Here is a 13,229-nt window from a genome sequence, read left to right on the forward strand (position 1 = left end):
GCAGCCGCTGACGCAGGAACAGAAGGGGGAACGGAAGGGGGAACAGACCGGCACCCACCGTGGCCGGGGCGCCCGCTACCGCCCGCCGCGCCTCCGCTCCTTCGCCAGCCACGGCCCGAACTCGCTCTCCAGCACCAGCCGTCCGAGCTTGCGGTACTCCTGGAGCACCGACGTGACGAGCTGGTCCATGTGCAGCGGCGCCCCCGAAGCGGCCGCGAGGTAGGCGGCGGTCACCGCGCAGGCCCGGATCGATCCGCCGGCCAGCTCGAAGCGGTCCGCGCAGAACTCCAGGTCGAGCGCGGAGTCGCGCGGGATCGCCGGGCCCAGACAGCGGTCCCACAGGGCCAGGCGCTGGCGGGCGTCGGGCATCGGGAACTCGGCGATCACGTCGAGGCGGCGGGTGAACGCCTCGTCGAGGTTGGCCCGCAGGTTGGTGGTGAGCACGGCGATGCCGTCGAAGGACTCCATGCGCTGGAGGAGGTAGGCCGACTCCATGTTGGCGTGCTTGTCGTGGGAGTCCTTGACCTGGGAACGCTTGCCGAAGATCGCGTCGGCCTCGTCGAACAGGAGGATGCCGTTGACGTCGGACGCCTCGACGAAGATCCGCTCCAGGTTCTTCTCGGTCTCCCCGATGTACTTGTCCACCACCGTGGACAGGTCGACGACGTAGAGCTCCATGCCCAGTTCGGCGGCGATCACCTCGGCGGACATGGTCTTGCCGGTGCCGGACTCGCCGGCGAACAGGGCGATGACGCCTCTCCCCCGGCCGCCGCCCGGCCGCATCCGCCACTGCCCGAGCACCGTCTCGCGGTGGCGGGCGCGCAGGGCGAGTTCGGACAGTTGCGTGCGGGTCGCCGGGGGCAGCACCAGGTCGTCCCAGCCGACCGCGGGCTCGATGCGGCGGGCGAGCCGTTCCAGGCCCGCACCGTTCTGGGCGCGGACCGCCGTCCGCAGATCCTCCGGGGTGACCGGCCGCTGCCCGAGGACGGCCAGCCGGGAGGCGACGGTCGCCGCCCTGCGCAGTTGGCCGGAGTCGAGCCGGTAGGCGGCGGCGGACTCGATGAGCGCGTCGTCGGGGGACGCGTGCGCGGCGGACAGGCCGACCGTCCGGCCCGCGTCGGCGAGCGCGCGCCGCCACTGCCGCGCGGTGCCGTCGGGACCTGGGGGCCGGACGGTGAAGGGCACCGGGCTCTCCGCCGTCCACAGCGGGTCCCAGTTCTTCTTCCCGTACGCGATCAGGGGCGTGGATCCGAGCGCCGCGCACAGGGAGCCGAGCACCCGGGCCCCCTCGGGGCGTTCGGGGGCGAGCGTTTCGAGCGGGCCGAGGACCACCCCGGCGCGGCCGAGGCGGGCCTCGGTCGCCAGGGCCCGTACGAGCGGGGCCGGTTCGGGGGCGGTGGCGAGCGCCGCGACGTCGACGACCAGCGGGCGCCGTCCGGCGGCGGCCAGCGCCTCGACCGCGAGGCCGCGCGGGTCGCCGCCCCGGTCGAGCAGGTGCACCAGTCCGCTGCCCGTGCCGAGGGCCGCCGCGATCCGGGGGACCTCGGGCCGCTCCTCCGGCTCCCGGGGGTGCGCGGCCTCCTGGACGAGCCCGCCCAGCCGGCCGTCGGTCCGGTCGTCGCCGAGGAGGTGCGCGGTGACCCGGTCCGGTACGCGCAGGGTGCGGGAGAGCAGCGGGCGCTCGCCGTCCGCGATCTCCAGCAGCCCGCCCGCGACGAGCGGGGCGGACGGCGCGAAGCGGAAGCGCCCGGAGCCGGCGGCGGGCAGCCCGCAGAGTTCCAGGGCCAGGCCGATGGTGGGCCGGCGGCGGGTGAGGTCGTCGTTGAGATAGCCGTACAGCCGCTCGAACCGGGTGTCGATGTCCGGGGCCATGGCGACCAGCAGGAGTTCGACGTCCGGCGGGGCGAGGCCGAAGTGCTCCGCCAGCCGGCCGAGCCGGCTCCCGGCGGGGGTGTCCGGCTCGGCCCCGTCCTCGTACGCCGGTACGGGTGTGAACGCGTCGCGGGTCTCCAGGATCCGTGCCGCGCCCTCCGGGGTGAGGTACTGCCCCCGGTAGGGGTCGTCGGGGTCCGGGTCGACGGCCCGGCGTGCCGCGACCGCTTCCCGGACCCGCTGCTCGACGCGGCCGAGCCGCTCCCAGATCTCCTCGACGCCGGTCATCGGGCCGTGGCCGTGGAGCTGTTGTGGTGCCAGGGTCATCGTGCGGCGTTCCCCCGCTTGCGCCGGCCGGGCGGCAACTGCCGTTCACGGGGCGCGGCGAAGCCCTGCCCGCCCGGGTCGGACGCTCCGTCGTAACGCAGGCGGCGGCCGGGGCCGCCGTCGTCGCCGTCCAGGTGAGGTGCGGCCTTCATCACGAGTCCTTCGGTGACGGGCGGGCCCGCGGGGGTGCGTTCGCCGGCCAGCGGTGCGACGACCCGGAGGTCGATCGCGGCCTTCAGCTCGCCGCCGAGCGCGGACCAGACGTCCGAGGCGGACGGTCCGCCGGCTCCCGGCCCCGCCGCTTCCAGCTCCACGGTCAGGCCGAGTTCGGCGAGGCTTCCGGTGTGCATCCGGGCGGGCAGTACGTCGGAGCGGACGAGGGCGCGCAACACCTCGGAGAGCAGGCGGTGTTCGTCCTGCGGGCGGTTGGTCCAGGCGGTGACCAGATAGGTCAGCTCGAACCAGCGCGGCGGGGTCCGCCAGCCGGTGACCACGCCCTCCTCGTCGTGCGTCTCGGCCGTGCCGGTGCGCCGTCTGCCCGCGTCCTCGCGGATGCCGTGCAGGAAGACGCTGATGGTCGGGGCGTTGCGGCGGGCGGACCAGTCCTTCGTCGGGGCGTCGAAGACCAGGTCGACACCGCTGTCCTCCAGTCCGGCCTCGGCCAGCAGCAGCCGCAGCCCCTCGTCGACTTCGTGGATCATCGGCGGATCACCTCGTCCGGCGGGGTGATGGTGCCGAGCACCACGAGGAAGTCCGTCTTCACGGGGCTGAAGCCGGGGCCCTTCGCGGTGATCGTGCGCGGCCCGGTCCGGTCCTTGGCCACGATGAGGAGCTGGGCGATGAACGAGCCGTCGCCCTGCGGCCGGGTCGGAGCCGCCGCGGCGGTGATCCCGGGCTTCCAGCTGAGGGTGACGGGCGCGCCGGGCGGGAAGTCCTTGCCCCGTACGGAGGTGACGAAGCCGGGCTTGCCGACGGCGGGCACCGCGACGATGCGGGGCTGGAGGATGCGCAGCGGGATCCGGGAGACGTTGTCGCGGAGGCTGGCGTCGGTGCCCGTGGTGGTGAGCTGTGCGGTGATCGTCGTCCGCAGGGCCTTGTCGGGCGACAGGACGACGGTGAGGACCGTGGACGCGCCGGGTGCGAGGTCGGGGAGCGTGCACGTGCCGCCGGTGCAGCCCGCGGGGAGCGCTCCGGCGGGGATGCCCGCGGGCAGTCCGGGCTTCAGCCGGAGTCCGGTGGCGAGCGCGTTCCTGCCGTTGCGCACGGTGTACGTCACCACGACCTTGCCGCCGACGTAGCCGGGGCTGGGCTGGGCCCGCACGGTGACGCCGGGTCCGGCCTCGGGCGCGGGCGGCGGCGGTGCGGGGGCCGGCGGCGGGGGCGGCGTGGTCGTCGGCGGCGGGGTGGGGGCGGGCGTCGTCGGGGTCGGGGTCGGGGGCTGCGTTGTCGGGGTCGGGGTCGGGGTCGGCGGCGGCACGTCCTCGACCGGGACGATCGTTCCGGTGGCGTTGTCCGTGGGGTTGGGGTCCAGGACGGCGCCGGTGACGGACCAGTTGATCCGCTGGTCGCCGATGGTCACGCCGGTCAGCCGGGCCGTGATCGTCACGTCGGTGCCGGGCGGGACGATGCCGAGGTCGCACTGGGGCGTACCGGCGGCGCAGGTCCCGGCGTCGGTGGTCAGCTCCTCCAGCCGGACGCCGGGCGGGGCGTCGACGGTGAGGAGGGTGCCGGGCGAGGGCGAGGGGCCCCGGTTGGTGACGGTGATCTCCACCTCGGTGGACGAGCCGACCTCCACCGGGTCCCCGGTGGGCGGTGCGGTCAGCGACAGGTCGACGGACTGCTGGAAGGAGGGCTCCTTCTGCCGGCCGTCGTGCGTGTTGTCGAGGGGGGCCACATCGCCGGAGGCGATGTCGAGTACGGAGAGCTGCTCCATGGAGTTCGCCGGGAACTCCCGGCGCGAGGTGAACAGGAGCTTGCTGCCGTCGGGCGACCAGGCCACGTCACGCGGCTGGTGGGGGCCGGTCACGGAGGTGTCGGGGATCGGCAGGTCGCAGCCGTCGGGGTCGTCCTTCTGGACGGAGGGCAGCACGACCCGGCAGCCGCCGCCGCGCAGGGGCTTGATGAGCACTCCGGCCTGGTGGTTGACCCGGCCGCCGCCGTCCTTGCGGTTGAAGGCGACCTTCAGGCCGTCCGGGGAGAACGCGGGGCTGTCGTCGATGACTTCGCAGTCGCCGGGGCAGATGGTGGCGCTCAGGTCCCGCTGCCGGTCGAGGTCGGCCAGCGGCACGACCCAGATGCGCTTGTTGGCGCCGTTGCCGTTGATGACCTGGCTGCGGGTGAAGGCGAGGTTGATGCCGTCGGACGACCAGGTCGGCTGGGCGTCGTCGCCCGCCGCCTGGCCCTCGGGGGGCTGGATCTCGTCGAGGATCGCCCCGCTGGCGACGTCGGCGATGAGGATGCGGCTCGGGCCCGCCTCGTCCCCGACGCCGCCGGGCGAGGTCCGCGTGAACGCGAGCTTGGTGCCGTCGGGCGAGAAGGTGGGGTCGGTGTCCCAGTCGCCGGGTTCGCGGCCGTCGAGCGGCAGCGGCGCCGCGTTCCGTCCGTCGGCGTCGGTCATCCAGATCCGCTCGATCCGCCCGGCGTCGCCGTCCTCGAAGCGGGTGACGACGATGCGCCGCCCGTCGGGCGTGTAGTTCTGCCGCTCGTGCCACGGGTCGTACCCGGGACCCGGCCGGAACAGGGGGTTCTTGGCGTGGTCCGTGTTCGTGCGGGCCGCCGGGTCCTCCTTCAGGATGGTGAGCCCCAGGTCGCGGGGGTCGGAGCCGTCCTGCCGGACGTCCTGGAGCGTCACGATCTGCGCGGCGGCCAGCAGCTCGTCCGGCTTCTTGACGGCCTCGGGGTCCGGGGTGATCCGGGGAATGACGACGGTCCCGGCCGGAGCGAACCAGGTGGGCGGTCCCACCTGGCGGTTCTCGTTGACCAGTTGGTCCGGCGCCTCGTCCTGGAACGCGGTCACCCGGTAGACGTGGTCGAAGTCGTCGCAGCCGCAGGTGTGGTACGGGCTGAGGAAGACGATGTCCTCGCCGTCGGGCAGCCAGGAGGCCGAGCGGGTGCCCCACTCGGCGTGCGCGCCGGCCAGCAGCGGCCGGTCCTTCCCGATGCCCTGGGTGGCCCGCAGTTCGGTGCCGTCGTCGACGTCCGGGTCGGGGTTCGTGGTGAGGGTGTACGCGACGAGGCCCCGGCGGGCGTCGTCCTCCACCGGGTTCCAGGACGGCTCGGTGGCGTCGCCCGCCGGTCCGTCGCTGATCCGGGTGCGGGGGCCGCCGGCGACGGCCTGCTCGAATATCTGCCATCCCCGGAGTTCGATGCCGTCGCAGGCGTACGCGATCCTCGTGCCGTCCGGGGACCAGGTCGGGGACTCCTCGTTGTCCGGGGTGTCGCTGAGCCGGCGCAGGCCCGAGCCGTCGACGCCGACCGACCACAGGTCGCGCTGGACCGTGCCGCCGGGTCCGGGCTCCGCCGAGTCGAAGACGACGGTCCTGCCGTCCGGGGAGAGTTCGGGGTGGGCCGCGTCCCGGTCGGTGGTGAGCCGGCGCACCGAGCCGTCCGCGCCGCGCACGTACACCTGAGGCCGGGCGCTGTCACGCAGGCTGGTGAAGACCAGGACGTCCCCGCGGGCGGAGGGGTCCTGGTCGTAGTGGGCAGGGCCGTCGCCGAACAGCGGGTCGGTGGTGTCCTTGTCGTTGGCCCGCCCCAGGCTGCGGTGTTCGGTGCCGGCGAAGGCGACGCGCCCCGCCTGGAGCGGTTCCGCGTCCGCCACGGCGGCGACGGCCTCGGCGGCCCCGTGCGGGGCGGCGGCCGAGCCGACCAGCAGCAGCGGTGCCAACAGCACCACCGCGCCGGTCAGTCGGCCCAGCCGGGAATGCTTTGCCGGGCCAGCAGTGCCGGTCACGGCCCACCTCACAGTCTGTCGATGACTCTCCACCGGCCAGCTTCGCCCCCGCGCGGGGGCGAAGGACAGGCCGCGAGTACCCGGGACGGGGGAAGGGATCGCTGCCCTTTGCGGCGGATCCTCAGATCAGCCCGTGCCGCATCGCGTAGCCCACCGCGTGGGCCCGGTTGCGCAGTTCGAGCCGGGTCGCGACCTCGTGCAGCACGTTCTTGACGGTGCGTTCGGAGTACGAGGTCTTCTGCGCGATCTCCGCGGTGTCGCAGCCCTCCGAGACCAGCCGGATCATCTCCGCCTCACGCGCGGTGAGGGTGGAGAGCGTGAGCCCGCGGGGGTCGAGGACCGTCCGCTGGAGGGAGCTGACGTGGTCGAGGAGCTTGCCGAGCAGATCGCCCGGCAGGACGCCTTCGCCGTTGGCCATCGCCCGCACCAGGTGGACGAGCCGGTCCTGGTCGGCCTCGCCGCGGCGGAGGACGGCGGCGACCCCGCACTCGATCATGGTCTGGAGGGCGCCCGACTCGAAGAACCCCACGACCAGTCCGGTGCGGGTGGAGGTGTTGCGCTGGAGACGGTGCAGGAGCTGGACGGTGGGTTCGTCCACCATGTCCACCACGACCAGGGAGACCTGCGCCCGGTCCGCCTCGGCCTCCGGCAGCAGTTCTATCTCGGGTCGCACGCGCAGCTGGTGGATCATGCCGGTCTGCAGGATCAGGTCCTCCGCGTACACCGCGACGGAGACCCTGCCCCCGGGCGCTCCCCCGGAGCCGGCCGTGCGGCGCTGCGCCGCGTCGGGCCTGCGGTACTGCCCGCGCGTCGCCGTGCGGCTCGCCGTGCCGTTCACCGTGCCGCTCGTCGTGCTGTTCGTCGTGTCCGTGATCGTCGTCATCGTTCCGTGCCCGTCTTCCTCAGGTACTTCAGCCCGATATGCCTGCTGGTGCTCGTGCCGCCCCCGCCGGCCGGGGCATGGCGCGCGGGCCCGCGCGGGGGGCGCGGGGACACCGTGCCGGGGGGCCCTCGGGGCATCACCCCTGCCCGCTCGTTGCCCTCGCGTCTCTGCTGCCGGGGGGTGCGGGCGGCCTACCGTCGCAGAGTGACCACATCTGCCGAACTCGAAAGCCCCACGGTGACGGTGTCGCCTGGCGGTACCGCGACGACCACCCTGACCGTCCGCAACGACGGCGACATCGTCGAGGCCTACACACTCGAAGTGGTCGGCGACTGTGCCGCCTGGAGTACCGTCGAGCCGGCGCGTGTGTCGCTGTACCCGGGCACCTCCGAGACGGTGACCCTGACCTTCGCCCCGCCCCGTTCCCACGAGGTCCGGGCGGGCGAAACCCCCCTGGCCGTACGGGTCCTGCCCGCGGAGCGGCCCGAGTCGGTGGTGGTCCCCGAGGGCACGGTGACCGTGGAGCCCTTCCACGAGCTCCGCACGGAGCTGGAACCGCGCCGCCGCCGGGGCTGGTTGGGCGCCCGCTTCCGTACCGCCGTGCAGAACAAGGGGAACACCCCGGTCGACGTGGCCCTCGCGGCCAAGCAGGACGGGGAGGATCTGCGGCTCGCCTTCACGCCGGACAAGAAGCGGCTGGAGCCGGGTGAGTCGGCGGAGTTCGGGCTGAAGGTCCGGGCCCGGAAGCTGATCTGGTTCGGCGAGCCGGTCACCTGGCCGTTCGAGGTCCGGGCGACCGAGGGCGCCGAGGGGGAGGCCGAGGACGAGCAGCCCGGTGGACCCGAGCCGCTGCCCGGCGAGTTCGCCCAGATACCGGTGCTGCCCAAGTGGCTGCTGATCGTGCTGGCGGCGCTGCTGGCCCTGCTGCTCGCGTGGTTCGCCCTGGTGCGGCCCGCGGTGCAGAGCACAGCCAAGCAGGCCGGGACGAAGGCGGCGCAGGAGGAGACCGAACGCGGCAAGGAGCAGGGGTCGGCCCCGCCCGGCGGCGCGGACAACCCGGCAGGCGGTCAGGGAGAGGGAACCGGTCCGGACGGATCGGGCCCCGGTACGGGCGGTTCCGGCCCGGGCGGCTCCGGCGGAGGCGGAGGCAACGGCGGGGTCGGGGGCGGCCAGCAGACGTCCGAGACCATCGATGTGCAGGCCCGCGCGGGGGCCTCGGAGGAGGGCTCCTACAAGGTTCCGGCCGGGAAGGTGTTCGGCGTCACCGACATCGTGGTGGCGAACTTCCAGGGTGACGAGGGCATCGTGACGATCTCCTTCGGCGAGCGCAAGATCACGACCATCGCGCTGGAAACCTTCCGCAACCAGGACTATCACTGGGTCACCCCCATTCAGGTTCCTGAGAACGCCACCGTCACCGCATCCGTCACCTGTGCCAAGCCCGGCACACCGGCTACCGGTGCGCAGGCTTCCGGGTGCCATCAGGTTCTGAATGTCAGCGGTGTACTGAGCGATCTCGCACGATAGAAACAGCGACGCCGAGCGTTCTGCTTCGCCTGCCGACGAGACAACAGCAGAAACCCGGTCGAGAGGAAACCCGGCGTGCCGGGCGGTGGCGGATTCGCCCTCCCGGATACACCAGAAGTCTCGACCGGATCGGTCGCCCGCGGCGGCGACAGCATCGGAAGAATATCCGCTCCCGATGACCGCGGGCACGAACAGGCCTGCTCAGAAACGGTCCTGACGGTTCGAGGGCGGTGGGCGGATGCCCGTTCGGAGCGTCCTCGTGCCCGCTTCCGCCTTCCGTACCCGGCCGAATCCGTACGCCTTCTCGGCGCATTCTGGCCGAATCGCGTCACCTCGGAGCGTTTCCCCCGTGGCCCCTGACGGCGATCGACCTGCCGGGGTTTACCGGGAAAAAGAGATACCAAACACATCAGGTCCCTGGCGCGGCGTCCGCCCTTTCGCCCAATCCCCGGGCGGGGCGGCTCCAGCGGACTGTTCCGTAACACGTTGTTCTCGTTCTCTTCACGTCGCCCGTGGAATGCGGGCAGGCCCCCGCGAATACGGGCGAGTGTTCCGCCCGGCCCGCCAAGGGCAGTGTTACCCGGCGTACGGGGGCCCGGAAAGGCAGTCTCCTTGCCCCGCGCCCAGGACCCTGGGGCCTACTCCCCGCCCGGCCGGACGGTCAAGACTGGCCAGTGATCGAGTGACCGTCCAGAAGGAGCGAGCATGCCGTCGTACCTCACCCCCGGTGTTTACGTGGAGGAGGTGCAGTCCGGAGCACGGCCCATCGAAGGAGTCGGCACCGCGGTCGCAGCCTTCGTCGGCTTCGCCGGGACGGGCCCTTTCCATCAGCCGACGCTGGTGACCAACTGGGACCAGTACGTGCAGACGTTCGGCGCCTTCACCGCTGACACCTATCTGGCCCACGCCGTCTACGGCTTCTTCGCCAATGGCGGCGGCGCGGCCTACATCGTGCGTATCGGCGGCCCCGCGGAGGGTGCGGCGCAGGGTGCGGTCTCCCAGGCCCCCGCTCCCGTCGCGCTCGGCGGGTTCCTCGTCTCCGCCAAGCCCGGCACGGGCGCCGACCTCTCCGTGGAGATCGCCGACGCCGAGGGCGAGAACCCTCCGGAGGACCGCTTCCGGCTGCTGGTGCGCCAGGCCGGCAAGGCCGTGGAGACGTACGACGTCTCCACCCGCAAGAACGTCAAGGGCTACCTGGTCACCCAGGCCCGCGACTCCAAGCTGATCCAGGTCACCGAGCAGCCCGGCACGGCGCAGAGCCGCCCCGAGAAGCAGACCGTCGCCCTTGCCCCCGCAGCAGCGGGCGCCCCCGGCTCCGGTGTGGCACGGCTCGACGCCTCGGAGTACGTGGGCGACGCCTCCGCGCGTACCGGGTTCTCCGGCCTCGAAGCGATCGACGAGATCACGATGGTCGCCGTCCCGGACCTGATGAGCGCCTTCCAGCGCGGCGACATCGACGCCGAGGGCGTCAAGACCGTGCAGCTGGCGGTCATCTCGCACTGCGAGCAGATGGGCGACCGGGTCGCCGTCCTCGACACCCCGCCGGGCATGAACGCCCAGCGGGTGCGCACCTGGCGCAACGAGGACGCCGGCTACGACTCGCGCTACGCGGCTCTCTACTACCCGTGGGTCAAGGTCTTCGACCCGGCGAGCGGCCGTAACTCCCTGGTCCCGCCGAGCGGTCACGTGGCCGGCGTCTGGGCGCGCAGCGACAACGAGCGCGGCGTCCACAAGGCCCCCGCCAACGAGGTCATCCGGGGCGCGGTGGACCTGGAGATCCGCCTCAGCAAGGGCGAGCAGGACCTCCTCAACCCGATCGGCGTGAACTGCGTACGCGCCTTCCCGGGCCGCGGCATCCGCATCTGGGGCGCGCGCACCCTCTCGTCCGACCCGGCCTGGCGCTACCTCAACGTGCGCCGCCTCTTCAACTACCTGGAGGAGTCGATCCTCCTGGGCACCCAGTGGGTGGTGTTCGAGCCGAACGACGACCGTCTCTGGTCGAGCATCCGGCGCAACGTCACCGCCTTCCTCACCGAGGAGTGGCGCCGGGGCGCGCTGTTCGGCCGCACGGCCGAGGAGGCGTTCTACGTCCGGTGCGACCGGAGCAACAACCCGCAGGAGTCGATCGACCTCGGTCAGGTCGTCTGCGAGATCGGGGTGGCCCCGGTGAAGCCCGCGGAGTTCGTGATCTTCCGTCTCTCGCAGTTCTCGGACAGCACCAGCCTCGTCGACGAGTGACCTTCGCGGTCCTCCCCCACCCCTTCACTTCCTTTCCCGATCAGAACAGGTGACACACAGTCATGGCAGAGGGCGACGCTCTTTCCACCCACGTCTTCGGCGTTCAGCTCGGCGGCTATCTCGTGGAGTCCATCCAGGAGATCAGCGGCATGACCGTCGAGGAAGAAGTCGTCGAGGTCCGTCAGGTGACCGCCGAGGGCAAGCAGATCATCCGCAAGCAGCCGGGCGCCCGGCAGGCGGGCGAGGTGACGATCACCCGCGGGCTCGACAAGAGCAGCGAGTTCACCACCTGGATCAAGGAGACCCTCAACAACGGGGCCGTCGACACCGCGCGGCAGAACCTCACGATCGAGATCAAGGACTCGACCGGTGAGACCGTCCGCCGCATCCAGCTGATGCAGGGCTGGGCCTCCAAGTGGGAGGGCCCCTCCCTCAAGGCCGGCGAGTCCAGCGCGGCGACCGAGACGGTGACCATCACCTTCGAGGAGATCGTGGTCGAATGAGGCGCCGGACCGTTACGCCGGGCAGCGGCCTCGAAGAAGTCCTGGACAACCTCGCCACGGCGCCCGCCGCGCGCGAGGAGGCCTCCGCGCCCGCTCCCGCCCGCCCCCGGGAACGGGAGACGCTGCAGACGGAGTTCGCCTTCGAGCTGCCGCGCGGGTACGTCGACGACGAGGGCCATGTGCACCGCAGCGGCACCATGCGGCTCGCGACGGCCCGGGACGAGCTGCGCCCGCAGATCGATCTGCGGGTGAAGGAGAACCCGGCGTATCTGTCCGTGGTGCTGCTGAGCCAGGTGATCACTCAGCTCGGCACGGTCACCGATGTGCACGCCGGGATCGTCGAGCGGATGTACGCGACCGACGTGGCGTTCCTCCAGGACTTCTACCGCCGGATCAACAGCGAGGGCCACACGCATGCCGCGGTGACCTGCCCGCTGTGCCACGGGTCGTTCGAGGTGGACCTCTCGGGTGGGCGCCTGGGGGAATCGTGACGTACGCGCTTCCCCGGCTGCGGGAGGAGATCGCGTACGTCGCCTACCACTTCCATTGGCAGCGTGAGGACATTCTCGACCTCACCCACGGCGAGCGTCAGCAGTGGGTGCGGGAGATAGCGCGGATCAACACCCGCGTCAACGAAGGCGGGTGATCGTGTGGGGCTCGGGGACTGGCTGCGCCGGGCGGACCGGCAGCGCTCCGGCGCACCCTCGCGAGAGGGCGGCGGGCACGCCGACGTGTCCGCCGTACCCGCTCCCGTCCCGGACTCCGGCCCTGCTGCCGGTCCCGGTCAGGGTTCCGACTCAGGTTCCGGTTCCGACTCCGGTTCCGGTGCCTCGGCGGCTTCCGGCGCTGACGGCGGTGGCTGGGACGGCGGCTGGCGGCGGGTGGCCCCGCCGTCGGTGACCGTCGCCCGGTCCTCGATCGGCGTGAGCGACGGGCTGCGGTTCCGGTCACGGCTGGCCTCCTGGCAGAACCCGGCCCTCGGCGGCGAACTCGGCCACTCCGTCCTGCCGTCGGCCCCCGTCGGCCTCATCCACGGTGTCGCCCGCCCCGGTGCGGCACGGTCCGCCTCCCCCGGTGGACCGCTGCTGCTGCGCGCGGTCCGGCCCCCGGGCGCCGACGAACCCGCAGGTCCCACGACGGACCTGCCGTCCACCTCGGTGACGACCCGGGCGACGGGCAGGGGCAGCGGGACGAACGGCGGTACGGGGACGGGGACGGGGACGGGGAAGCCGAGCCCCGGATCGCCGCCGTCTGTCCAGCGGTCGGGCGCGGCGCGTGGTGCGGCCCCGGCCGACGCGAACCGGTCGCCGTCGGGTGCGTCGGGTGCGTCCGCCCCGGCCCGGTCGGCCGTGGTGCCCGGTGCGCGCACTCCCGCCGCCGTACGTCCGCAGCGGATCGCGCCGCCGCTGATCGTCGCCCGGCGTCCGGCGATGCCGTTGCGGCAGATAGCCGGACTCGTGCCCGCCGCCCCCGCCGTCTCCCCCGCCTCCGCTCCTTCGTCATCGGCCGCGCCGTCCGGGCCGGCTGCCGCCCCCGCCGTCCAGGGGTCCGCGTCCGAGCGGCGGAGCGGTCCGGACCGTACGGTTCCGGAGGGCGACGCCCCGTCTCCTGACCGTGTCTCCGGCCGGCCCGCCGCCGATGTGGTCCGCCCCGCGCTGGGCAGGCCCCTGCGCGAGATGCCCGCCGGAGCCAGGACGGCCGGCCCCGACGGACCGGCGGGCGTCGTACCGTCCGCCCCGGCCACGGCCCACCCGGCGGCCGAGATGCCGGTGCTCCAGCGCCAGGCATCGGACCCGCCGAGCCTTCCGGCTGCCATGACTCCCTCGACGCCCGCCTCCCGTTCGGCCGGCCCGACGAAGGCGTCGGCTTCTGCGTCGGCACGGCAGCAGCCGTCACCGTCGTCGTCGCCTGACACCCGATCCCCTGC

Annotated in this window: 10 protein-coding genes; 5 read left to right on the forward strand and 5 right to left on the reverse strand. The window is 73.0% G+C overall.

Translation table 11 applies throughout. The features are described from left to right. Window positions 1-75 precede the first annotated feature (75 nt). From IE272_RS05375 to IE272_RS05390, 4 genes are all read right to left on the reverse strand, one after another. On the reverse strand, window positions 76-2,199 hold the full coding sequence (locus IE272_RS05375; RefSeq protein ID WP_190006374.1) for an ATP-binding protein: 2,124 nt from the start codon (window positions 2,197-2,199) through the stop codon (window positions 76-78). Beyond that, a complete protein-coding gene (locus tag IE272_RS05380) occupies window positions 2,196-2,900 on the reverse strand; it encodes a Pvc16 family protein (RefSeq protein ID WP_056703969.1) in 705 nt (234 codons plus the stop codon). Before IE272_RS05380 ends, IE272_RS05375 begins: the two co-directional genes overlap by 4 nt. Next, window positions 2,897-6,151 carry a DUF11 domain-containing protein gene (locus tag IE272_RS05385; RefSeq protein ID WP_229897209.1) on the reverse strand — a complete coding sequence of 1,085 codons (3,255 nt, stop codon included), beginning with the start codon at window positions 6,149-6,151 and terminating at the stop codon, window positions 2,897-2,899. Before IE272_RS05385 ends, IE272_RS05380 begins: the two co-directional genes overlap by 4 nt. A gap of 121 nt (window positions 6,152-6,272) precedes the next feature. Beyond that, window positions 6,273-7,034 carry a helix-turn-helix transcriptional regulator gene (locus IE272_RS05390; RefSeq protein ID WP_050362349.1) on the reverse strand — a complete coding sequence of 254 codons (762 nt, stop codon included), beginning with the start codon at window positions 7,032-7,034 and terminating at the stop codon, window positions 6,273-6,275. 237 nt (window positions 7,035-7,271) lie between these two features. On the opposite strand from IE272_RS05390, the gene IE272_RS05395 reads away from it, so the two are divergent. The 5 genes from IE272_RS05395 to IE272_RS05415 all read left to right on the forward strand — a co-directional run bounded on the left by IE272_RS05395 (window position 7,272) and on the right by IE272_RS05415 (window position 11,948). After that, window positions 7,272-8,561 carry a COG1470 family protein gene (locus IE272_RS05395; RefSeq protein WP_190006553.1) on the forward strand — a complete coding sequence of 430 codons (1,290 nt, stop codon included), beginning with the start codon at window positions 7,272-7,274 and terminating at the stop codon, window positions 8,559-8,561. Between the two features lie 705 nt (window positions 8,562-9,266). After that, entirely contained in the window at window positions 9,267-10,799 is a 1,533-nt protein-coding gene (locus IE272_RS05400; protein WP_190006375.1) for a phage tail sheath family protein, read from the forward strand. A 62-nt stretch (window positions 10,800-10,861) separates the two neighbouring features. Then, window positions 10,862-11,302, forward strand: coding sequence for a phage tail protein (locus tag IE272_RS05405; protein WP_007457189.1), 441 nt, complete (start codon window positions 10,862-10,864; stop codon window positions 11,300-11,302). Continuing rightward, entirely contained in the window at window positions 11,299-11,793 is a 495-nt protein-coding gene (locus IE272_RS05410; RefSeq protein ID WP_050362346.1) for a hypothetical protein, read from the forward strand. The genes IE272_RS05405 and IE272_RS05410 overlap by 4 nt, the downstream gene beginning before the upstream one ends. Next, on the forward strand, window positions 11,790-11,948 hold the full coding sequence (locus IE272_RS05415; RefSeq protein WP_003966147.1) for a DUF6760 family protein: 159 nt from the start codon (window positions 11,790-11,792) through the stop codon (window positions 11,946-11,948). Before IE272_RS05410 ends, IE272_RS05415 begins: the two co-directional genes overlap by 4 nt. Before the next feature lie 138 nt (window positions 11,949-12,086). On the opposite strand, the gene IE272_RS38580 is transcribed toward IE272_RS05415, so the two are convergent. Further along, window positions 12,087-13,217, reverse strand: coding sequence for a hypothetical protein (locus IE272_RS38580; protein WP_229897210.1), 1,131 nt, complete (start codon window positions 13,215-13,217; stop codon window positions 12,087-12,089). Window positions 13,218-13,229: the final 12 nt, after the last annotated feature.

Origin of the sequence: Streptomyces anulatus (assembly GCF_014650675.1) — a bacterium.
Taxonomy (GTDB): domain Bacteria; phylum Actinomycetota; class Actinomycetes; order Streptomycetales; family Streptomycetaceae; genus Streptomyces; species Streptomyces anulatus.

Coding starts and splice junctions, on each gene's coding strand:
- IE272_RS05390 (WP_050362349.1), bottom strand. CDS start 7,034: ATGACGACGATCACGGACACGACGAACAGCACGACGAGCGGCACGGTG.
- IE272_RS05375 (WP_190006374.1), bottom strand. CDS start 2,199: ATGACCCTGGCACCACAACAGCTCCACGGCCACGGCCCGATGACCGGC.
- IE272_RS05410 (WP_050362346.1), top strand. CDS start 11,299: ATGAGGCGCCGGACCGTTACGCCGGGCAGCGGCCTCGAAGAAGTCCTG.
- IE272_RS05405 (WP_007457189.1), top strand. CDS start 10,862: ATGGCAGAGGGCGACGCTCTTTCCACCCACGTCTTCGGCGTTCAGCTC.
- IE272_RS05400 (WP_190006375.1), top strand. CDS start 9,267: ATGCCGTCGTACCTCACCCCCGGTGTTTACGTGGAGGAGGTGCAGTCC.
- IE272_RS05380 (WP_056703969.1), bottom strand. CDS start 2,900: ATGATCCACGAAGTCGACGAGGGGCTGCGGCTGCTGCTGGCCGAGGCC.